The organism is Rhizobium sp. N731, from assembly GCF_001664145.1.
Taxonomy (GTDB): Bacteria; Pseudomonadota; Alphaproteobacteria; order Rhizobiales; family Rhizobiaceae; genus Rhizobium; species Rhizobium esperanzae.
On sequence record NZ_CP013605.1, the window covers coordinates 297,227 to 317,014 of the forward strand.

Here is a 19,788-nt window from a genome sequence, read left to right on the forward strand (position 1 = left end):
TCCGCGTTCTATGGTTGAAGAATGGTTGCAGGCGATGCGGAAAAATATCAAGTAATGCATGAGGACGCGCGGCAGGTACATTCTTCGAGATTTCGCCGGCGCCGCCCCAACAGACCTAGCGTTCGTTCCGGATGTCGTGCAGGAGATCCAGACCGCGCTGGTATTTTTCGGTTTTCTTGCCGGCTTGTTCGGCCTGTCGGAGATTGTCTTCAAGGTCGGCCTGTTTGACTGGCAGGGCCAGCGGATTCGATGCGGCGCGTCTGACGAATTCGTCATCAGGCTCCTCGGGCCGCCGCGTCAAGGCATCCACCGCGGAGATGATCGCCGACGGGAAGCCTTCCTCCCTTAACCTGTCGAGCGTCCAGCCGCTGCCTTTTTCGGCGACATCGTGAAGATAGGCGACCGTTCGCGCATCGTCGCCCGACACGAGAAGCGCGATCCGCTGGCAATGCTCGAAGAATGGCCGGCCGGTCTTGTCCACCTGCCCCTCATGCGCCTCTAAGGCGATTTGCATGGCATGGTCGAGATGCTGCATGGCGGTTACGGTCCTTCGGTCCGTCTGATTTTTCGCCGGGAAGGCTTCTCCCCCGTTGTTATCTCGATATCGGGCGTCGTCGCGCCCGCAACTTGAGCAAGGCCGGCTCGCGGCGGATCGAGATCACCGCTTTCCCCGGCTCCTTGAAGCAAGGCCGCATCATCTCTGTCGTCTTGATCGAGAAGATCTTGCAGCGTCTCGTGCTCGTCTTCGCCGGCCAGCTCGTCGCAAGCTTGCATCCAATGGCGCAGGTCCGAACCTTCAGGGCGGCCTTCGGCTTCCCAGATTTCATAGGCGCGCCGCCGTATCTGCTCGTGTTTGTCTATGGCCATGATCTTCTCCAGTTTCGACCCAGGCTATCATCGACCTGAGATGCGCGGTTCCGTATGTTTTCCACCTGCCTCGAGGCAGCGGTTCATGGCCGTGCGAAGACAAACGCCGCAGCAGCGCAAGCAATTCTCGATGCATTCCTGCATTGCCGGATTGATCTCATGCATGCTCCTCCTTCGGAGCGTTCGGACACATCGTGCGACAACGAGCCGCCGGCTGTCTTTCAAGGCGTGTTGATGGTGGGAAGAAAATCTTCCACCTGCTTGCGCTCATCCTTTGAAAGCGTTTCCACCCGCTCTTTCCAGAAGCGTTCGGCCGCCGGGGGATCCTCATCCCATTGGCGAACATTGGTAATGTTGTCATCGATCTTGGACCGGCGGCGCCCACCCAGGCTCAGATACTCCTTCGCCAGTTTCAGGCTTGGGGTCTCATTGCCCCCATCGCGATCCAGCGTCGAACGGACGTTGCGCCGGGCGGCCTCCGATGCCGCCTGGCGATCGGCCTCGGCTTGCGGCGTGTCGAAGGACCGCGCGTCGTCGGTTCCGCTCTCGGGTGACATGTTGGTTGGGGAAGTGGTCATGGATCACCTTTCGATGCTGTGATCCAATAACCTCCGCCGGCCGCGAGAGTTCCGCATTACTGGCGACTGATTCGAGCGGGCGGTCGAGCCAGGCCGTGCTGCCGGCAATCAGTGAACGGCCATGCTCACCATGCGATAGGGGTGGACGGCCTCGAACTGCGTGATCATCGCGGTTGCCTGGAGCAACACGCGCTCAGCATTCTCGGGATCGTCGCGGGCGAGTTCGTCGGCATTGACGCGAATTGCTTCGGCCATGTTGTTTGAGAGCACGGCGAAGTGCGTATTGCCTTCGACAAGAGCCTCACGCGCCGTATCCTCCAGCGTGCGAGCGATATCGACGAAGATCTCCTCGCGTTCCTCGATACTGAGGTCTTTGATTATATTGGTCTTCTCTTCCATGTCACTCACTCCTAAAGACGTGGGACGGTGATCGAGCTCATCGAGCCTCGATCGCCTGAGAGCTAGGAACGCCGACATCCGGATTCAAGCCATGTGCAGTTTGAACTCGCCTTCGAGACGAGGGAACGACCATCGTCATTATGTCGAACGCCGGAGCCGGCCTTCTGTTCCCGGGAGAGCTATTAGCAGTCGTCGATAGAGAGTGCTAATTTTTCTCCTGCGCCTCTTGAAATCGAAAAACCCTCGAACCAGATCATTCGCGCAAGGCGCGCGACTTTGCGCCCGCCCGGATCTCGTCAATCCGGTCCGGCGAGCGCTAACACCGGCGTCATTATTCGTCTATGGAGGAAGACATGTCGTTCCGACCGCTTCATGACCGCATTCTCGTCCGCCGCGTCGCTTCCGAGGAAAAGACCAAGGGCGGCATCATCATTCCCGACACCGCCAAGGAAAAGCCGCAGGAAGGCGAAGTCATCGCCGTCGGCCCCGGCGCCCGCAACGATGCCGGCCAGATCGAGGCGCTGGACGTCAGGGTCGGCGATCGCATCCTGTTCGGCAAGTGGTCCGGCACGGAGATCAAGATCGGCGGCGAGGACCTGCTGATCATGAAGGAAAGCGATGTGATGGGTATCATCGAAGCTCAGGCCGAGCGGAAAGAGGCCGCCTGAGTCCATCACGTCGGAAGTCAACGCTAAAGCGCGTTGCGATCTCTGAGATTCGCTTCTCGCGCTTCAGATCTTAATTTCAACGCATGTCGTTCTCGCAAAACCGCTGTACACTTGGCGACATGCGCTAGCTGCCGATGAAGGAGTGAGGACATGGCTGCTAAAGAAGTCAAATTCAGCGTCGAAGCCCGCGAAAAAATGCTGCGTGGCGTCGATATCCTGGCCAATGCCGTGAAAGTGACCCTCGGACCAAAAGGCCGTAACGTCGTCATCGACAAGTCGTTCGGCGCGCCACGCATCACCAAGGACGGCGTCTCGGTTGCCAAGGAAGTCGAGCTCGAAGACAAGTTCGAGAACATGGGCGCGCAGATGGTCCGCGAAGTCGCTTCGAAGACCAGCGACATCGCCGGCGACGGCACCACGACCGCCACCGTTCTTGCCCAGGCAATCGTCAAGGAGGGCGCCAAGGCCGTGACGTCAGGCATGAACCCGATGGACCTGAAGCGCGGCATCGACCTCGCCGTCAGCGCTATCGTCGAAGAACTGAAGGCCAACGCCCGCAAGATATCCAATAATGCCGAAATTGCCCAAGTCGGAACGATCTCCGCCAATGGCGATGCCGAAATCGGCCGCTTCCTGGCGGAGGCCGTGCAAAAGGTCGGCAATGACGGTGTCATCACCGTTGAAGAAGCCAAGACCGCCGAAACCGAACTCGAAGTCGTCGAAGGCATGCAGTTCGACCGCGGTTATCTCAGCCCCTATTTCGTCACCAATGCCGACAAGATGCGGGTCGAATTCGAGGATCCCTATATCCTCATTCACGAGAAGAAGCTGTCGAACCTGCAGTCGATGCTGCCGATCCTCGAAGCCGTCGTTCAGTCCGGCAAGCCGCTCCTCATTATCGCTGAAGACGTCGAAGGCGAAGCGCTGGCAACACTCGTCGTCAACAAGCTGCGCGGCGGCCTGAAGATCGCTGCCGTCAAGGCGCCTGGCTTCGGCGACCGCCGCAAGGCCATGTTGGAAGACATCGCCATCCTCACCGCCGGCACCGTCATCTCCGAAGATCTTGGCATCAAGCTTGAGAATGTGACGCTCAATATGCTCGGCCGGGCAAAGAAGATCACGGTCGAGAAGGAAAACACCACCATCATCGACGGCGTCGGTTCGAAGGAGGAGATTTCGGGCCGCATCGCCCAGATCAAGGCCCAGATCGAAGAAACCACCTCCGACTACGATCGCGAGAAGCTGCAGGAACGTCTTGCCAAGCTCGCCGGCGGTGTAGCCGTCATCCGCGTCGGCGGCTCGACGGAGGTCGAGGTGAAGGAGAAGAAGGATCGCGTCGACGACGCGCTGCATGCAACAAGGGCAGCGGTCGAGGAAGGCATCCTGCCCGGTGGCGGCGTGGCGCTGCTGCGCGCGGTCAAGGCGCTCGACAATGTCAAGACCGCCAATGACGACCAGCGGGTCGGCGTCGACATCGTCCGCCGGGCGCTTGAGGCCCCGGCCCGCCAGATCGCTGAAAACGCCGGCGCCGAAGGCTCGGTCGTTGTCGGCAAACTGCGGGAAAAGAGCGAATTTTCCTACGGCTGGAACGCTCAGACCGGCGAATTCGGCGATCTCTACGCGCAGGGCGTCATCGATCCGGCAAAGGTCGTTCGCACCGCGCTGCAGGACGCATCCTCCATCGCCGGTCTGCTGGTGACGACGGAAGCGATGATCGCCGAGAAGCCGAAGAAGGATGCTCCTCCGGCCATGCCGGCCGGCGCCGGTATGGACTTTTAAGACAGGGTCGCAGGCTCGCCCGGACACGCCGAGCGAGCCATTTCCAAGGGAATGAAAATGGTTCAAACGATCCTAAACCGATCGCAGGTGCCGCTGGACTCCCGCGATCTCGAAACCTGCCAGCGCGTCTTCGACAAGCTCAGGGCCGATTACGCAGTGGCAAGAGACAGCGACGAAGCCGAACGAATGGCGAGCATCGTCATCGAGCTCTACCGGCAGGGCGTGCGCGACCCCAATCATCTGCAGTCGATGGTCGAGGCGGCCCGCGGCCTGTTTGAGACGAACGGACGCCCGACTACACGCCGGTAATTGCCGCACGAAATCGATGACGAGCGCATCCAGCGTCCGTTTCAGGTCATAGCCGAGATCCTATCGGAAGGGCTGACGCCGAAGGCATGTCGCCTTCGGCGGCCGTGACGGGCCGGCGGCAATCCGGGCCGCTCCGCACGTTTCAAGCCACGGCCGCGATCGTGTCGCCGTCGTTCGGCAGCAGCCGCGCCACGGCGCTCAAGAGGTCGGTCTGCGATATCAGGCCGAGGATCCGGTGGTCGTCGTCGACAATGATGACGGCATGGGTGCGCCCGTCCGTCAGAACGGGCAGCAGCGACAGGGCAGCATCCGAAGCTCTTGCCACCGCCGGTTTGGTGATCGCGTGGGCAATCGTATCGCCGCCCGCAAACAATTCACGCAAGCCGACAGTGCCGATCAGACGGCCTTCCGGATCCTTCACCGGCAGGGTGCGGATATTATGCTTCAAAATAAGATGTCGCGCGGCGTCCGGCTCGGACGTCTCGCCGATGGCGATCACGTCACGCGACATGATATCGGCGCAGCTGATCTTGTCGTTTGATCGGATGGCCGCCTGCAGTTCGACCTGCTGCAGCAGTCTTCCGAGGTCTGCCCGATCGATATCGAAGGTTTCGTCGAGCGCCTCGAGGGCCGCATCGACATCCTCCTCGCGAAAGCCCACCCGCGCGGCGGATGGCGGATCGATCGTCTGGTGGGTGTTCTCCGCCGGCTTCGGAACGACGTGTGGATAGTTCCGTCTGGAAAGCTTGTGGAACAGCAGCCCGAGCCCGACGAGAATGCAGGAGTTCAAAGCGACCGGCACGAAGGGAAAGAGGAACCCCCAACCGGCGACGACAGGACCGCCGAGCACCGCGGTCAGTGCCGCAGCCCCTCCCGGCGGGTGAAGGCATCGCGTGAACGACATTGCGCCGATGGCCAGCGAAACGCCGACGCCCGTGGCGATGATCGGATCACGAATGAAATAGGCGGCAATGATGCCCATCAGGGCGGAAATTGTGTTGCCGCCGATGATCGCCCACGGCTGCGCCAGCGGACTTGCCGGCACCGCGAAAAGCAGCACCGCCGATGCCCCCATCGGCGCGACGATCAGCGGAAGATGCGGCCCCTGGCCGAACAGATAGCCGCTGATGACACCGGTGAGACCGATGCCCAGCAACGCGCCGAAACAGGCGATCAATCGTTCTCTTAACGTCGCGCCGGCCAGGATCGGCGAAAACAGGCGAAAGCGGCCGATACGGCTCGGCCCCACTTTCGGTGAAACGGGAAACTGCATGCGAAGACCAATGATGAGTGAGGATAATCTGAGGGGTGAAGGAGGAGAGGCAGGAGCTAGTTCGCCGCCAGCCTGACATCTCTGCCTTTGGTTGCGCCAAGCACCTCATGGAAGGCACTGAAGGCGCTCGGGCAATCGTCCTTGCGGTGAACCAGCAGCGTTTCGACCGGCCCGAGCTGATGGGTCTGAACGGCAGTCGGCCAGTGCATGAGATCGAGAACGGACCTTGGCATCACGCCCGCCGTATTCCCGGTCGCAACGCTCGCCAGGATCGCATGGTAGGAGCCGAGCTCGCTCGTCGGCAGGTCGCTCGATTTTCGCGCCCAGTTTTCGGCAATCCGGCGATAAGTGCAGCCAGGTTCCAAAGCTGCCAGCGATCCGACACGCAGGTCGGCCGCGGATTTGATGGCGGGATGGCCGGATGGCAGCACGATCAACAATTCTTCGACGAAGACCGTCTCCATCTCGAGCGCCTTGAGTTCGGCATCGAAATCCAGATCCTCCTCGCGCATCGTCTTTGGTGGGCGGGCAATCAGCGCGCAATCCAGCGCATCGGCCAGAACGTCGCGGGCGAGATCGCGAGACGCGCCCATCGTCAGATGCAGCGACACATCGGGCCACATCTGGTTGAATTGCGTCAACGCCGCCGGCAGCCGGCTTGCCGCCGTGCTCTCCATCGTGCCGACCCGCAATGTTCCCGATGGAGCGAGAGGCCGCACGGCCTGACGCGCTTCGAGCGCCAGCGCCACAAGTCGGTTGGCATAGACGAGAAAGGTTTCGCCTTCCCGTGTCAGCGTCATCTTCTTGCCGTCACGGCTGAACAGGCAAGTGCCAAGGTCCTCCTCCAGTTGCTGGATGCGCGTCGTCACGTTCGACGGCACCCGCCCGACTGCCTTTGCGGCCTTGGTAACGCTGCGATCGCTGGCAACGGCGAGGAATATCTCGATCGACGAAAGGTCCAATGAAAAATCTCTTTTCCGGAATTAAAGCGAGTCATTGTTCTCTATATAAAAATCATCACCCGAGCTCAAGCGGGTTTAGACATAGGCGAAAAACCGGAACCAGGGCCGTGCGTGAAGGCTCCCGGGCTCGACCTTCTCATTAAAAATGTCCGCGCCATCCGCAGGCCAGACAGCCAAGTGATTGCCGAAAAAAAGATCGAGACGCCGCCGAAATAGCCACGCAAACCGCTGCATCGTCCCGGCTACCGGGCGTTTTGCGGCTGGCATGGGGATTGCGTCTCTATGCTGATCTGTAGAACGACCGGCGCCGACCATATGCTGCACCTAGTCTTGACCTGCCTTCTTCTGAGCGTCGCTTCAGGCCTCAGCATGCGGCGTTTTCTTCTGCCGTATTTTTCCGGCGGCGATCTCGCCGAGAAATCCGCTCCAGTGACGGTCGTCGCAAGCGCCGTCTTTCTGGCGGCAGTCGCCTTCACCATTTCCGACCAAAATCTCTGGGCCAAATCCGTCGTGCTGATGCTCTGCCTTTTGCTGGCGGCAATGTTCGACGACGCCCGCCCGAGGCTGACGATCGCCCTTTCTGCCGTCAGCTTGGCCGCCTATCTTGGGCTACGCTCGATTGGCTGAGTATCCGGCCGTCTTGTCCGCGCAAGCGGCGGTGAGACAATTGGCTGAGCAACTTCGCGCGGCGCCAAAAAACGATCTTCGCGACAGAATAGTTTCGTAATATAATTCTCTCCTGCTGAATATTTTTCGAAGCGGATCGCTTCAAGAATGGGGAGAGGGGCGATGAATATCGAGCGGCGAGAGAGGATCTGGTCGGAGTGGTATGCCTGGCATCCTGTCCTGCCGATCGATGACACGGTGTTCTGGCTCGAGACCGTATACCGGCGGGAAACGGCGGAAGGCCTGTGGCAATATCGTTCCTTCCGACCCGAAGCCGAACGTATCAAGGCTTCGGCCGCCATGCCCATTTATCCCGGCGCTTAATTCCCGTCAGCCGAGCGCCTGGCTGACGAGCGCATAGGTTTTCGGCCGATGCCCCACCTGACCTCCCGGACTTGGAAGCCAAGGGTCGCCCAGCGACATGGTTGTCACGAAGTCAAAGACAGCAAGGCCACAGCGCGAGAGAAAATCGGCAAATATCCCGACTTTCTCGCGCGTATCGAGGCGCAGGAATGACCCCGCATGCTCAAGCGCATGCGGATGGACGACGGCAATTGCGTCTGCGTCACTGACCGCCACCACCGGGCCGACGACATGGCCGCGCCCGAACCTTCGGCAAAGCGAGAAGGCCTCGATCCGGCCGCCGCGGACCAGCAGGACGCCCTTCGAATTTGTCATGAGCCGAGCCAGAAGTGGCGTGCGGTCCGTGCCGAAGGCCACGCGATCCAGTTCCGCGATCGCCTCCAGATCTTCAGCTTCCACGGGCCGTATTGCAGCACCGGCCGGCAAGTCCACATCCGGTGGCGCTATCGCTTCACCCTGGCATTGAAAGACAGGCGCCTCACGAACAAAATTCAAGGACAGATAAAGGCGTCGCGCCGCCCGCGTCGCGTTCAGCCCAAGATTTCGTCCGGCGACCTGGTCGAGCGCGTGGCCCATCAACCACTGCCCGGCGCCATTGGCCTGCAGGCGCGGCGAGGTGATGACCATACCGATTGTGGCGAACCGGTCATCATAGGGAAACCACATCGCGGAGCCGAGGATGCGCCCGATTTCATCGATGGCCGCAATGCCCTGGCCGAATTCGCGCAGGAATTGCCAGTCTTCACGGCGATGCGGCCAAGCGACGGACATCGAAAGCGTATGCAGTTTGTCGAGGTCGACACTGTCGATCCCGGTTATGCGCGTCTCGAAACTATCGACCAACCTGGATTCGGATGTCAGTGCACTCACTCCCGCCCTCCTGCGGTGTTGTCCGGCCACCCCATAGGGAAAGCTGTGCCCGGAAGTTCCTTCGTCGAGATTAGGATGGATCGCGCGATACAATTCACTGGCGAAGCCCGTGCAAACACAACAATCGTCCAAATCCGATGCAGTTTCGGCAAATAAAGCCTGGGCGGGTCCCTACAGTCATTGACCAGATCCCGACCGCCGCCCGTGCCGTTGACCGCGAGTGGGCCGGTGCAATTCTATATCCCGCGATGCGAGGAAGCTCATGCAGGCAATTGAAATCCTCGAAAGGTTGGTCGGCTTTCCCTCGGTCGTCGGCACGCCGAACGGTGAGATCGTTGGGTGGATCAGGCATTACCTGCAAAGGCACGGTATTGTCGCCACGGAGATTGCCGGCCCCGAGGGCGACCGGTCGAACCTCTTTGTAACGATCGGTCCAAGGGAGACGCCGGGCTACATCCTCTCCGGCCATATGGACGTCGTTCCTGCCACGGAAGGCGGGTGGAGCAGCGATCCGTTCCGTCTCCGCGCCGAAGCGGACCGCCTCTACGGTCGCGGAACAACCGACATGAAGGGCTTTCTCGCCGTCGTGCTTGCCGCCGTCCCGGCACTCGCGGCGGCACAACTCCGCCGACCCATCCACTTCGCTTTTTCCTACGATGAGGAGGCAGGCTGCCGCGGGGTCCCGCACATGATCGCCCGCCTGCCTGAGCTCTGTGCACCTCCGCTCGGCGCGATTATCGGCGAGCCGAGCGGCATGCGGGCGATCCGCGCCCACAAGGGCAAGGCGGCCGCCCGGCTGAAGGTCAGAGGCCGATCCGGCCATTCCTCGCGCCCCGACCAGGGACTAAATGCAATCCATGCCATGACCGAGGTCTTGGCTCGCGCCAGCGCCGAAGCCGATCGGCTGACGCAGGGTCCGTTCGATCCTGGGTTCGAACCGCCCTATTCCTCGCTCCAGGTCGGCACGCTAAAGGGCGGCCAGGCGGTCAACATCATTCCCGAGAGCTGCGAGGCCGAGTTCGAGGCCAGGGCGATTTCCGGAATCGACCCGGCCACGCTGCTGGCGCCGCTGCGAACGATGGCCGAAGCGCTGCCGCAACGCGGCTTTCAGTCGGAATGGCGCGAACTTAGCGCCTATCCGGCGCTGTCGCTTGCCGCCGATGCGCCACTTGCGCACTTGCTTGAAGAACTCACAGGTATCGAGCCGCTCGCCGCCGTCAGCTACGGCACCGAGGCCGGCCTTTTCCAGCGCGCCGGCATCGATGCGATCATCTGCGGCCCAGGCGATATCGCCCGTGCTCACCGACCGGACGAATTCATCCTCGCGAGCGAACTCCTGGCCTGCCAGGGCATGATCGAGGCACTCGCCCGACGTTGCACCGCCTGACGATCAAGGAGCGTTGCCATGACCTTTCTCTTCAATTCCGATGCGAAGCGCGGCGCCATATTCGCCGAGGCCTTCGCGCGCGAACTGCCCGACATAGCCTTCGCCATGGATCCGGCATCGGTCGAACCGGAGGCTGTGCGCTACCTCATCACCTGGACCGTGCCGGATGATCTCGCCCGTTACAATAATCTTGAAATCCTGTTTTCCATCGGCGCCGGCATCGATCAGTTCCGCATCGATGCCGTGCCTGCGCAGGTCAAGGTGGTGCGCATGGTCGAAGACGGCATCGTCAGAATGATGCAGGAATATGTGACGCTCGCCGTGCTCGCTCTCCATCGCGATCTGTCGGCCTATCTCGGCCAGCAGCGGCGCGGGAGCTGGCAGCCGCTCGCACCCGTTCAGGCGGCGGAACGCCGCGTCGGCGTGCTTGGGCTCGGCATGCTGGGAAGCGCGGTGCTTGAGCGTTTGCACCCCTTCGGTTTTCCGCTGTCCGGCTGGAGCCGCACTCCGCGCACGATTGACGGCGTTCGATGCCTCAGTGGCGGCGAGGGGCTCGAGACCCTGCTTGCCACCACTGATATTCTCGTCTGCATGCTGCCGCTGACCGAGGAGACGCGCGGCTTCCTGAATGCCGAGCTCTTTGCCAGGCTTCCCGCTGGGGCCGCACTCGTTCATGTCGGTCGCGGCGCTCAACTCGATCATCAGGCGCTCGTCGGTGCGCTCGACGCCGGCCATCTCTCCGGCGCTGTCGTCGATGTCACCGATCCCGAGCCGCTGCCATCGGGCCACGCCTTCTGGAATCATCCGAAAATCCTGCTGACGCCGCATATTGCCAGCGTCACCCAAGCCGAAACCGCGGCGGCCGTGGTGATCGGCAACATCAAACGGCACCGGGCGGGCCTCGACCCGATCGGACTGGTCGATCGCAGACGCGGCTACTGATCCTCTCTCCCACCATCTGCACCTCGAAAGGAAAACCATGTCCCTGCTCAAGACGATCGATACCAACCCATCCCATCCGCCGCGCGAGTCCGGCCCCCTGCCCGAGCGTCTGATCGCGGGTAATCCCATCTTCAAGACCTGGGCGCAGGACGTCGCTCGCGCAGAGACGGTCCATACCGGCGTATGGGAGGCAACGCCGGGTGAGACGCGTTCGATCAAGGGCGAGACATTCGAGTTCTGCCATATTCTTGCCGGGCTGGTCGAACTTACACCGGACGGCGGAGAACCGGTGGTCTACGGGGCCGGCGACAGTTTCGTCATGAAGCCCGGCTTCGTCGGCGTCTGGAAGACGATCGAGACGGTTCGCAAGATCTACGTGACCGTGACGTGACGGCGAGCGGCCCGTCGCGATCACCGGCCGTAGATTTGACTGGCGGCGGCGCGGAAAACGCAATTTTCATCCGCTGCAGCAATTCCGGTCGATGCATGCTGCTCGGTTTCCCAGGCTAGGCTTAAGCAAGCTCATGCCGAGGACACGCAATGACACTCAGCTTCGATCCAAACTCGATTTCCCTGCCCATGGGACATTTCATCGGCGGCCGGCTGGTTCCGGCCGAAGCCGTCATCGATATGCATCGGCCGTCCGACGGCAAGCCCTATGCCGGCTGTCCGCTTGCCGACGCAGCTCTTGTCGATCAGGCCGTGGAGACGGCAAGGGGGGCGTTAGATAGAAGCAATTGGGGTGGTGTGCGGCCGCGCGATCGCACCAAGGCGCTGCAGCGCTGGGCGGACCTGATCGAAGCCGAGGCGGAGACCCTCGCCAAGCTCGAAGCGCTTTCCTCGACCCGCCCCGTCGGCCATCTCGTCGCCGGCGATATCGCCGTCACCGCCGAGCAGATTCGCTTCTTTGCCGAATTCGCCGACAAGGAAGGCGGCGATCTCGTCCCGACCGACGACGCGAATTTCGGCATGATCGTGACGGAACCCTATGGCGTCGTCGGCGCCATCACGCCCTGGAATTTTCCCCTGTCGATGGCAGGCTGGAAGCTTGCCCCGGCGCTGGCGGCGGGCAATGCCGTGGTGCTGAAGCCATCGGAGATGACGCCGTTCTCGACACTCTATCTCGCCGAGCTTTCGGTGCGGGCCGGCCTGCCCGCCGGCCTCGTCAATGTCGTCCTTGGCGACGGTCCGATCACCGGAACCGCCATCACCGGGCATCCCGGGATTTCCAAAGTGAGCTTCACCGGCTCGACCACGGCCGGTGCAGCCATCATGGCCAACATTGCCCGCACCGGCGTGAAGCCCATGACGTTGGAGCTCGGCGGCAAGAGCCCTCAGCTGGTCTTCGCGGATGCCGATCTCGACCTTGCGGCAGGCGCCATCGCCACCAGCATTTTGTCCAACGCCGGCCAGGCCTGCATATGCGGATCCCGCCTCATCGTCGAGGCGAAGGTGGCGGACGCGCTCGTAGCGGCCCTCGTCGCCAGACTGGCGGCAGTCCGACCGGGGCCGACCTGGGAGGAAACGACCGATTATTCGCCCGTTATCTCCGAACGCCAAATCGCCCGCATGGATGGTATCATCCGCGCCGCCATCGACGGCGGGGCCGAATGTCTTACGGGTGGCGGCCGGCTCGATCGTGAGGGCTATTTTTACGCTCCGACGCTGATTTCGGGCGTGACCGCAACATCGCCCGCGGTTCTCGAGGAAATCTTCGGACCGGTCCTGACCATCCAGACCTTCGAGGATGAGGAGGAGGCGCTAAGCCTCGCCGACCACCCATCCTATGGCCTGGCCGCGGGCCTCTTCACCCGCGATCTCTCGCGCGCGATCCGCTTCACCCGTCGCCTGCAGGCCGGCACCGTCTGGGTTAACCGTTACGGCCGATCGCGCGACCATATCCTGCCGACCGGCGGCTACAAGCAATCCGGCATCGGCAAGGATCTCGGCCGCGAGGCCTATCACGCCAACCGCAAGAGCAAGAGCGTGCTCATCAGCCTTTAAGGAGCTCAGATGAAGACCTACAAGATTGCCCTTCTGCCCGGAGACGGCATCGGCCGCGACGTGACCGAGGCCGCCTGGGTCGTGCTCGAAAAGACAGCCGGATCCGGCGGACTTTCTCTTGAAGCGACCCGCTTCCCCTGGTCCTGCGACTACTATCTCGAAAACGGCAGCATGATGCCTGCCGACGGGATCGAGACGCTGAGGTCTTTCGACGCCATCTTGCTCGGCGCCGTCGGATGGCCCCGAAAAGTGCCGGATTCCGTATCGCTGCACGGCCTCCTGCTGCCGATCCGCAAGGCTTTCGTGCAATATGCCAGTATCCGCCCGCACCGTCTGCTCCCAGGCGTGCAGGGACCGCTGCGGTCTGATGATTTCGACATTCTCTGCATTCGTGAAAACACCGAGGGCGAATATTCCGGCGCCGGCGGCCGCGTCCATCAGGGCACGGACAACGAAGTGGCGATCGAAACCGCGATATTCACCCGCAAGGGGGTCGAACGCATCCTGCGTTTCGGTTTCGAGCAAGCACGGGCGCGGCGCGGCAAACTCGCCTCGGTGACGAAGTCCAACGCGCAGAAATATTCGATGGTCTTCTGGGACGAGATTACCCGCAAGCTCTCGGCGGAATATCCCGATGTCGAGGTGACCAGCTATCATATCGACGCCATGGCCGCCCGCATGGTGATGGCGCCCGAAAGCCTCGATGTCGTGGTCGCCTCCAATCTGTTCGGCGACATCCTGACCGACCTTGGCGCCGCCATCCAGGGCGGGCTCGGCTTTGCGGCATCCGCCAACATCAATCCTGACCGCTCGGCGCCGTCCATGTTCGAACCGGTCCACGGCTCCGCGCCCGATATCGCTCATCTGGGAATTGCCAATCCGATCGCCGCCATCTGGTCGGGCGCAATGATGCTGGAGCATCTCGGAGAAGCGGCTGCCGCCGGAAGGATAATGGCCGCGATCGAGACGACGACCGCGCGCGGCATCGGCGCCACTCCCGGCAAGGACAAGACGGAGGCGATCACGGCATCGGTGCTTTCGGCACTCGACTAGAGCACGTCGCAAAAATTGCGCCGCGGTTTTGCGCCCGGAATTGTGGAGAGGACGCTTTGATGAAAGAGGACAAGATGAACGGATTGAGGGATGGAAGCCTGCTGCGCCAGCAGGGGCTCATCGACGGAGAATGGCGCGGGGGCGCAGCCGGGCGCACGATCGAGGTCATCGATCCGGCGACGCAGCACGTGCTGGGCAGCGTGCCCGACATGGACGGAGCCGACACGCGGGTCGCCATCATGGCGGCAGAAAAAGCTCTTGGTCCATGGCGGGCCAAGACCCATGCCGAGCGCGCCGCCCTGCTCGAGGCCTGGCACGATCTGATGCTCGACAATATCGAGGACCTGGCGCTGATCCTGACCACGGAACAGGGCAAGCCGCTGACGGAAGCCCGGGGCGAAATCCGCTACGGCGCCTCATTCATCAAATGGTTTTCCGAGGAAGCACGCCGCATCGGCGGCACGACCATTCCCTCGCCGACAGCGGATCGGCGGATCGTCGTCCTGAAGGAGCCCGTCGGCGTATCGGCGATCATCACGCCCTGGAATTTTCCCAATGCGATGATCACCCGCAAGGTGGGGCCGGCGCTTGCGGCGGGTTGCACGGTTGTCATCAAGCCATCCGACCTGACCCCGTTTTCGGCGCTGGCGCTCGCCGTTCTGGCGGAACGCGCCGGCATCCCCAAGGGCGTGATCAACATCGTCACCGGCATGCCGACCGCAATCGGCGACGAATTGATGGCGAACCAGACTGTGCGCAAGATCTCGTTCACCGGCTCGACCCGCGTCGGTTCGCTGCTGATGCGCGGCGCCGCCGACAGCGTCAAGCGGCTCAGCCTCGAACTCGGCGGCAACGCCCCTTTCATCGTTTTCGACGATGCCGATCTCGACCTTGCCGTCGAAGGCGCCATCGCGTCGAAATTCCGCAATGGCGGCCAGACCTGCGTCTGCGCCAACCGTCTTCTTGTTCAGTCCGGCGTCTACGATGCCTTTGCCGCCAAACTCGGCGCGCGGGTCTCGGCCATGAAGGTCGGGGCAGGCACCGAGGCCGGCACGGATATCGGACCGATGATCAACAAAGCTGCGATCGAGAAGATCAACCGGCACGTGGAGGATGCGGTAAACAAGGGAGCAAAGATCCTCGCCACTGCCGATTCCATGCCGGCAGGCGATCAATATGCCGCTCCGATAGTGCTTGGCGGCGCGACCACCGACATGCAGCTTGCCAGCGAAGAGACATTCGGACCTGTTGCCCCGCTGTTCCGGTTCGACACCGAGGAGGAGGCGATCCGCATCGCAAATTCCACCCCCTTCGGCCTTGCGGCCTATTTCTACACCGAGAGCCTGAAGCGGTCCTGGCGGGTCGGTGAGGCGCTCGAATTCGGCATGATCGGCCTGAACACCGGCGCCATTTCCACCGAGGTCGCTCCGTTCGGCGGCGTCAAGCAATCCGGCCTCGGGCGTGAGGGCGCCCAATGCGGCATTGAGGAATATCTGGAAATGAAGAGCTTCCACATCGGCGGGCTCTCCTGATCGACAAGAAAACAAAGGGCGCCGGAAAGTCATTCCGGCGCCCTTCCTAAATAATATCGCAAGCTTCGGATCCTGTCTCGCACCGCTGCAATGTTTTGCGACACACACCAGAGAACGGCTGAACCGCTCTCGTCACGCCGCGGCTTACATGAAGCGATCGAGTGTCTTGTAATAGAGCCCGACGACCGGCAGGAACCACGGCTTGCCGAAATGGCCGGGAACGGCGGGCCATTCGAGCCCTTTTACCGGATTGCGATCCGCCTTGCCCATGATGGCATCGCCGATCATCATGCCGAGGTGGGTGGAGAGCTGGGCGCCGTGGCCGGAATAGCCCATGGCGTACCAAACGCCGTCGACATACCCCGCGCGGGGATAGCGGTCTTTGGTCATATCGACGAGCCCGCCCCAGCAGTAGTCGATCTCGACGCCGGCAAGTTGCGGGAAGATTTCAGCCAGACCGGCGCGCAGAATATCGCCGCTCTTTGCATCCGATCGCTGATCCGAGGTGGCGGAAAAGCGTGCGCGGCCGCCGAAGATCAGCCGGTTGTCCGGCGACAGCCGGAAATAATTGCCGATGTTCAGCGAGGTGACACAGGTCCGGTTCCCCGGCATCGTCGCTGCGATTTCGGCGTCGTTCAGCGGTCGGGTGGCGAGCAGAAAGCTGCCGACGGAAACGATCCGGCGGCGGAAATAGCCGAAGAGCGACGGCGTGTACGCGCCTGTCGCGACGAGCACATGGTCGGCGGTGACGGTGCCCTGCCCGGTCTCGAGGCTGTGGCGGCCGTTGCCTTGCCTGTGGCCGGTCACGGCAGCCTTTTCGAAAATGACGGCGCCGTGGCGGACGGCCGCGGCGGCGAGCCCGGCGACATAGCGGCCCATATGCATCATCGCGCTCTTCTTCGAGAGCATGGCGCCATGGAAGGGCGAGCCGACCTCACTCTTCAAGTCATCCGCCGAAAGAAGCGCCGTCTCCGGATCGACCTCCCTATGCACAGCCTCGAAGTTGCGGACAATGGCATCGAAATGCTGCGGCTTGGAGGCAAGCTTCAGCTTTCCGGCGCGACGGAAATTGCAGTCGATCCCCTCCTCGGCAATGATCGCCTCGATCGTGTCGATGGACTCATCGAATGCCCGGTAAAGCGCGATAGCCCTCTCCGCGCCGAGCGCTGACTTAGCGGACAGGAAGCTGTGGGCTAGTCCGTTGTTGAGGTGACCACCATTGCGTCCCGACGCCCCCCAGCCCACGCGTTCGGCCTCCAGCACGACGACCTTGACGCCGGCTTTCGCAAGCTGACGCGCTGCCGCAAGCCCGGTGAAACCGGCGCCAATGACGGCGACGTCATAATGTCCTTCGACAGGACCTTGAGCCGCATCGGCAAAAGCACGCGCTGTGTCGTGCCAGTAGGACTGGAACCGCATCCGCTTGTCTCCGTCAGAGGCCAACGACGCCAGGCAAACCCGATATATCGGGGATTTCGACATAGCCGTAATAGGGATTGGCCGGCTCGTGACCGCGATTGACCCAGACCTTGTTCTTGATGCCGAGATCGTGGGCCGACATCAGATCGTAGCGGAAGGAGGACGAGCAATGCAGCACGTCCTGCGGTCCGCAGCCGAGCATATCGAACATATATTCGAAGGCCTGGAAACGCGGCTTATAGGCATTTGCCTGTTGCGCGGTGTAGACCGCGTGGAAGGGCGCGCCGAGCTTTTCGACATTCGACATGATCTGCGCGTCCATGGCATTGGACAGGATCACCAGCGGAATTTCCCGGGCAACCCTGGCAAGACCCTCGGGTACGTCGCGATGCGGCCCCCAGGTCGGAACACGTGCGTAGACCATCTGAGCGGCTTCATCGCGAAACGTCACGCCGTTGCGCTTGCATGTCCGCTCGAGCGAGTTGTGCACCACCTCCGCGTAGGGCTTCCAGGCGCCCATGATCTCGTCGAGACGATAGGCGGCGAAATTCTTGACGAACTCCGCCATGCGCGGTTCGTCGAGTTGGTCGCCGTAGAGATCGCGTGCCGCTTCCGCCATCTGGAAGTTGGTGAGCGTGCCGTAGCAGTCGAAGGTGATGTATTTCGGGCGGAACGTCGTCATCTGCGTATCCTTGAATGATTGGAACCGGGATGTTTCACAATCATAGGCACCGCTTTATCCGCGGCTTACCTGAATTGGGCGGCATCGGAAGCAGAATCTATCGTATAGAAAGCGGTGTTTGGCAGAAGGTTGCGTGCTCTCGGGTTCAACCGTGATCGTGGTCATGATGCGACGGAAGATCGAGGCCGAAGGTATTGACGAGATCGGCCACCTGAGCCGGGCTGAGGAACCGGGGATTGAGGTTGCGCAACAGCAGATAGAGCTTCGCCGTTTCCTCCAGTTCCTCGGTCGCGAAGACCGCCGCCTCCAGGCTGTCACCGGCGACAACAGGTCCATGATTGGCGAGAAGCACCGATGAATATTTGCCGGCCAGCCCCCGGATTGCATCGGCCACCGCGGGATCCCCGGGGCGATAATACGGCACCAAAGCGGTCTCGCCGGCGCGCATGAGGTAATATGGTGTCATCGGCGGCAGGGCCGCGCGCGGATCGATCTCCGGCAGCATGGTCAGCGCCACCGCATGGGTGGAGTGAAGATGAACGATGGCGCGAGCGCTGCCGCGTGTATCGTAGAGGGCGGTGTGAAGCGGGATTTCCTTGGTCGGCTTGTCGCCGGAGAGCAACCGGCCTTCCGCGTCGAGCCTCGAGATCCGGGCCGGGTCGAGAAAACCGAGCGAGGCGTTGGTCGGCGTCACCAGCCAGCCGCCGTCCTCCAGCCGCAACGATATATTGCCGGACGAACCGGGCGTCAGTCCGCGCTCGAACAACGAGCGACCGTATCGGCAGATTTCCTCACGCAGGCGCGCATCGGACATGGCGGTTCCTCCAATATTACGCAGTTGCCCCTTCGATCAGTTCAAAACCGAGATCGATGGCCTGCGGCGGCGCGTTGGCGATGACCAGCTCAGCGGCGATCTGCCCCGTCGTCACGCGCGGCGTCCGGATGGTCGATAAGGGTTGCGGTATTGCCCGGCCGATATCGAGGCCGTTATAGCCGAAAATGGCGAGCTGCGAGGGGATGGCGATCCCTTGGGCGAGACAGTGAAAATAACCGCCGAGCGCCATGTCGTCGTTGGAAAAATAGACCGCGTCGAGGTCGGTTGCTCGTGCCAGCAGTCGCTCCAGCCCCTGCTTACCGTTTTCCACCGACGAAGCGCCCGCCACAATTTCGCGAGCGATGAGCGGAGTTCCGTTGGCGTCGAGAGTGTCACAAAAACTCGAAAAACGCTTGCCGGCGCGGGTGTCGCGGTCCAGGTCGTGACCGACATAGCCGATCCGTCGATAGCCCCGCCTGAGCAGGAAGGCAGCACTCTCCCGCCCGGCCGCGCGGTTCGAGAAGCCGACGGCGATATCAAGGGCATCGCCGTCCAAATCGAGCAGTTCCACAACACGACATCCGCTGGCGCGCAACATCTTCGTCGTGCCGTCGGTGTGCTCATACCCCGCCAGCATCACTGCCGCCGGCCGCCAGGCAAGCATTGCGGTTGCGAGCGCCTCCTCCTTGCCCGGATCATAGTCCGTCACCGAAAAGACCGCCTGATAGCGGTTTTCTTCGAGAACGGCGCTCGCTCCACGCAGCACGTCGGAAAATACGATGTTGGACAGCGAGGGAATGACGAAGGCGACAAGACGCGAACCGGTGGAGGCAAGCGTTCCGGCGATCCGGTTCGGGACATAGCCCAGCCGCTCGACGGCAGCCATCACCCGCTCCCGCGTTCTGCCGGAAAACGAACCGTGGTTGCGCAGCACGCGCGACACCGTGCTCTCGCCGACGCCGGCCGCTTGCGCGACCTCTGCAAGGGTCACCGTCGACTGATGTTTGAATTCCATGGTCACTTTCGAACCCGGCCTCTGGAATCTTTGGACGCGCGAAGCAATCCTTGGGGCGCCTCAGTGCGACATCCATTTTTCATCACTTCCGGCCAGAAGCAAGATTTTTTTGGCAGCGCTGCCAATTCACAGTTGGCAGCGCTGCCAAAAAGGAGTAGGAAAATGGCAGCGCTGCCAAAACAGCTGGCCGCAGGTCCCAGGGCATG

The 19,788-nt window shown here is 62.0% G+C and carries 22 protein-coding genes; 11 read left to right on the forward strand and 11 right to left on the reverse strand.

The genetic code is table 11. The annotated features are described in order from the left end of the window. Positions 1-115: 115 nt before the first annotated feature. From AMK02_RS26635 to AMK02_RS26650, 4 genes are all read right to left on the reverse strand, one after another. Positions 116-535: an HD domain-containing protein gene (locus tag AMK02_RS26635; protein ID WP_064807661.1), complete on the reverse strand. Its 420-nt coding sequence runs from the start codon at positions 533-535 to the stop codon at positions 116-118. Between the two features lie 5 nt (positions 536-540). Next, positions 541-867: a DUF2934 domain-containing protein gene (locus tag AMK02_RS26640; protein ID WP_064807663.1), complete on the reverse strand. Its 327-nt coding sequence runs from the start codon at positions 865-867 to the stop codon at positions 541-543. A gap of 221 nt (positions 868-1,088) precedes the next feature. After that, positions 1,089-1,445 (reverse strand): hypothetical protein, encoded by a 357-nt coding sequence (locus AMK02_RS26645; protein WP_064807664.1) that lies wholly within the window; start codon positions 1,443-1,445, stop codon positions 1,089-1,091. Positions 1,446-1,553: 108 nt separating this feature from the next. Next, complete coding sequence (locus AMK02_RS26650) at positions 1,554-1,844, reverse strand: hypothetical protein (protein ID WP_064807666.1); 291 nt, start codon at positions 1,842-1,844, stop codon at positions 1,554-1,556. A 353-nt stretch (positions 1,845-2,197) separates the two neighbouring features. On the opposite strand from AMK02_RS26650, the gene AMK02_RS26655 reads away from it, so the two are divergent. The 3 genes from AMK02_RS26655 (at position 2,198) to AMK02_RS26665 (ending at position 4,600) form a co-directional block, all read left to right on the forward strand. Beyond that, positions 2,198-2,512 carry a co-chaperone GroES gene (locus AMK02_RS26655; RefSeq protein ID WP_064807668.1) on the forward strand — a complete coding sequence of 105 codons (315 nt, stop codon included), beginning with the start codon at positions 2,198-2,200 and terminating at the stop codon, positions 2,510-2,512. A 150-nt stretch (positions 2,513-2,662) separates the two neighbouring features. Further along, positions 2,663-4,291: a chaperonin GroEL gene (gene groL / locus AMK02_RS26660; protein ID WP_064807670.1), complete on the forward strand. Its 1,629-nt coding sequence runs from the start codon at positions 2,663-2,665 to the stop codon at positions 4,289-4,291. Between the two features lie 57 nt (positions 4,292-4,348). Beyond that, positions 4,349-4,600, forward strand: coding sequence for a hypothetical protein (locus tag AMK02_RS26665; RefSeq protein ID WP_064807672.1), 252 nt, complete (start codon positions 4,349-4,351; stop codon positions 4,598-4,600). Between the two features lie 142 nt (positions 4,601-4,742). On the opposite strand, the gene AMK02_RS26670 is transcribed toward AMK02_RS26665, so the two are convergent. Then, positions 4,743-5,873 (reverse strand): HPP family protein, encoded by a 1,131-nt coding sequence (locus tag AMK02_RS26670; RefSeq protein ID WP_064807673.1) that lies wholly within the window; start codon positions 5,871-5,873, stop codon positions 4,743-4,745. A gap of 56 nt (positions 5,874-5,929) precedes the next feature. Beyond that, positions 5,930-6,835 (reverse strand): LysR substrate-binding domain-containing protein, encoded by a 906-nt coding sequence (locus tag AMK02_RS26675; RefSeq protein ID WP_064807675.1) that lies wholly within the window; start codon positions 6,833-6,835, stop codon positions 5,930-5,932. 315 nt (positions 6,836-7,150) lie between these two features. Between AMK02_RS26675 and AMK02_RS26680 the strand changes: the two genes are divergently transcribed. Together AMK02_RS26680 and AMK02_RS26685 are read left to right on the forward strand one after the other, a co-directional pair. Further along, entirely contained in the window at positions 7,151-7,462 is a 312-nt protein-coding gene (locus tag AMK02_RS26680) for a hypothetical protein (RefSeq protein WP_064807983.1), read from the forward strand. 162 nt (positions 7,463-7,624) lie between these two features. Further along, complete coding sequence (locus AMK02_RS26685; protein ID WP_082240395.1) at positions 7,625-7,825, forward strand: hypothetical protein; 201 nt, start codon at positions 7,625-7,627, stop codon at positions 7,823-7,825. Positions 7,826-7,831: 6 nt separating this feature from the next. On the opposite strand, the gene AMK02_RS26690 is transcribed toward AMK02_RS26685, so the two are convergent. Continuing rightward, positions 7,832-8,734 carry a GNAT family N-acetyltransferase gene (locus tag AMK02_RS26690; RefSeq protein ID WP_064807679.1) on the reverse strand — a complete coding sequence of 301 codons (903 nt, stop codon included), beginning with the start codon at positions 8,732-8,734 and terminating at the stop codon, positions 7,832-7,834. Positions 8,735-8,996: 262 nt separating this feature from the next. Between AMK02_RS26690 and argE the strand changes: the two genes are divergently transcribed. From argE to AMK02_RS26720, 6 genes are all read left to right on the forward strand, one after another. Then, positions 8,997-10,121: an acetylornithine deacetylase gene (argE, locus tag AMK02_RS26695; RefSeq protein WP_064807681.1), complete on the forward strand. Its 1,125-nt coding sequence runs from the start codon at positions 8,997-8,999 to the stop codon at positions 10,119-10,121. A gap of 18 nt (positions 10,122-10,139) precedes the next feature. Continuing rightward, the gene (locus AMK02_RS26700; RefSeq protein ID WP_064807683.1) at positions 10,140-11,063 is read left to right on the forward strand and encodes a 2-hydroxyacid dehydrogenase; all 924 of its coding nucleotides are present in this window, start codon (positions 10,140-10,142) and stop codon (positions 11,061-11,063) included. A 37-nt stretch (positions 11,064-11,100) separates the two neighbouring features. Beyond that, positions 11,101-11,454: a cupin domain-containing protein gene (locus tag AMK02_RS26705; RefSeq protein WP_064807684.1), complete on the forward strand. Its 354-nt coding sequence runs from the start codon at positions 11,101-11,103 to the stop codon at positions 11,452-11,454. A 149-nt stretch (positions 11,455-11,603) separates the two neighbouring features. Beyond that, entirely contained in the window at positions 11,604-13,067 is a 1,464-nt protein-coding gene (locus AMK02_RS26710) for an aldehyde dehydrogenase family protein (protein WP_064807685.1), read from the forward strand. A gap of 9 nt (positions 13,068-13,076) precedes the next feature. Continuing rightward, positions 13,077-14,120: a tartrate dehydrogenase gene (locus AMK02_RS26715; RefSeq protein WP_064807686.1), complete on the forward strand. Its 1,044-nt coding sequence runs from the start codon at positions 13,077-13,079 to the stop codon at positions 14,118-14,120. 74 nt (positions 14,121-14,194) lie between these two features. Further along, positions 14,195-15,652, forward strand: a complete 1,458-nt coding sequence (locus AMK02_RS26720; protein WP_064807985.1) for an NAD-dependent succinate-semialdehyde dehydrogenase — start codon at positions 14,195-14,197, stop codon at positions 15,650-15,652. Positions 15,653-15,796: 144 nt separating this feature from the next. On the opposite strand, the gene AMK02_RS26725 is transcribed toward AMK02_RS26720, so the two are convergent. The 4 genes from AMK02_RS26725 to AMK02_RS26740 all read right to left on the reverse strand — a co-directional run bounded on the left by AMK02_RS26725 (position 15,797) and on the right by AMK02_RS26740 (position 19,582). Next, on the reverse strand, positions 15,797-17,071 hold the full coding sequence (locus tag AMK02_RS26725) for an NAD(P)/FAD-dependent oxidoreductase (RefSeq protein WP_064807687.1): 1,275 nt from the start codon (positions 17,069-17,071) through the stop codon (positions 15,797-15,799). Positions 17,072-17,084: 13 nt separating this feature from the next. Beyond that, complete coding sequence (locus tag AMK02_RS26730; protein WP_064807688.1) at positions 17,085-17,753, reverse strand: haloacid dehalogenase type II; 669 nt, start codon at positions 17,751-17,753, stop codon at positions 17,085-17,087. A gap of 145 nt (positions 17,754-17,898) precedes the next feature. Beyond that, positions 17,899-18,567 (reverse strand): 3-oxo-tetronate 4-phosphate decarboxylase, encoded by a 669-nt coding sequence (gene otnC / locus AMK02_RS26735; protein ID WP_064807689.1) that lies wholly within the window; start codon positions 18,565-18,567, stop codon positions 17,899-17,901. A 16-nt stretch (positions 18,568-18,583) separates the two neighbouring features. Next, a complete protein-coding gene (locus AMK02_RS26740; RefSeq protein ID WP_064807691.1) occupies positions 18,584-19,582 on the reverse strand; it encodes a LacI family DNA-binding transcriptional regulator in 999 nt (332 codons plus the stop codon). Positions 19,583-19,788 lie beyond the last annotated feature (206 nt).

What these genes read in the sequence shown, in the direction of transcription:
- AMK02_RS26715 (WP_064807686.1), top strand. Translation starts at nt 13,077, where the DNA reads ATGAAGACCTACAAGATTGCCCTTCTGCCCGGAGACGGCATCGGCCGC.
- AMK02_RS26650 (WP_064807666.1), bottom strand. Translation starts at nt 1,844, where the DNA reads ATGGAAGAGAAGACCAATATAATCAAAGACCTCAGTATCGAGGAACGC.
- AMK02_RS26710 (WP_064807685.1), top strand. Translation starts at nt 11,604, where the DNA reads ATGACACTCAGCTTCGATCCAAACTCGATTTCCCTGCCCATGGGACAT.
- AMK02_RS26685 (WP_082240395.1), top strand. Translation starts at nt 7,625, where the DNA reads ATGAATATCGAGCGGCGAGAGAGGATCTGGTCGGAGTGGTATGCCTGG.
- groL (WP_064807670.1), top strand. Translation starts at nt 2,663, where the DNA reads ATGGCTGCTAAAGAAGTCAAATTCAGCGTCGAAGCCCGCGAAAAAATG.
- AMK02_RS26655 (WP_064807668.1), top strand. Translation starts at nt 2,198, where the DNA reads ATGTCGTTCCGACCGCTTCATGACCGCATTCTCGTCCGCCGCGTCGCT.
- AMK02_RS26725 (WP_064807687.1), bottom strand. Translation starts at nt 17,071, where the DNA reads ATGCGGTTCCAGTCCTACTGGCACGACACAGCGCGTGCTTTTGCCGAT.
- AMK02_RS26640 (WP_064807663.1), bottom strand. Translation starts at nt 867, where the DNA reads ATGGCCATAGACAAACACGAGCAGATACGGCGGCGCGCCTATGAAATC.
- AMK02_RS26700 (WP_064807683.1), top strand. Translation starts at nt 10,140, where the DNA reads ATGACCTTTCTCTTCAATTCCGATGCGAAGCGCGGCGCCATATTCGCC.
- AMK02_RS26670 (WP_064807673.1), bottom strand. Translation starts at nt 5,873, where the DNA reads ATGCAGTTTCCCGTTTCACCGAAAGTGGGGCCGAGCCGTATCGGCCGC.
- otnC (WP_064807689.1), bottom strand. Translation starts at nt 18,567, where the DNA reads ATGTCCGATGCGCGCCTGCGTGAGGAAATCTGCCGATACGGTCGCTCG.
- AMK02_RS26665 (WP_064807672.1), top strand. Translation starts at nt 4,349, where the DNA reads ATGGTTCAAACGATCCTAAACCGATCGCAGGTGCCGCTGGACTCCCGC.
- AMK02_RS26680 (WP_064807983.1), top strand. Translation starts at nt 7,151, where the DNA reads ATGCTGCACCTAGTCTTGACCTGCCTTCTTCTGAGCGTCGCTTCAGGC.
- AMK02_RS26635 (WP_064807661.1), bottom strand. Translation starts at nt 535, where the DNA reads ATGCAGCATCTCGACCATGCCATGCAAATCGCCTTAGAGGCGCATGAG.
- argE (WP_064807681.1), top strand. Translation starts at nt 8,997, where the DNA reads ATGCAGGCAATTGAAATCCTCGAAAGGTTGGTCGGCTTTCCCTCGGTC.
- AMK02_RS26730 (WP_064807688.1), bottom strand. Translation starts at nt 17,753, where the DNA reads ATGACGACGTTCCGCCCGAAATACATCACCTTCGACTGCTACGGCACG.
- AMK02_RS26720 (WP_064807985.1), top strand. Translation starts at nt 14,195, where the DNA reads ATGAACGGATTGAGGGATGGAAGCCTGCTGCGCCAGCAGGGGCTCATC.
- AMK02_RS26645 (WP_064807664.1), bottom strand. Translation starts at nt 1,445, where the DNA reads ATGACCACTTCCCCAACCAACATGTCACCCGAGAGCGGAACCGACGAC.
- AMK02_RS26740 (WP_064807691.1), bottom strand. Translation starts at nt 19,582, where the DNA reads ATGGAATTCAAACATCAGTCGACGGTGACCCTTGCAGAGGTCGCGCAA.
- AMK02_RS26705 (WP_064807684.1), top strand. Translation starts at nt 11,101, where the DNA reads ATGTCCCTGCTCAAGACGATCGATACCAACCCATCCCATCCGCCGCGC.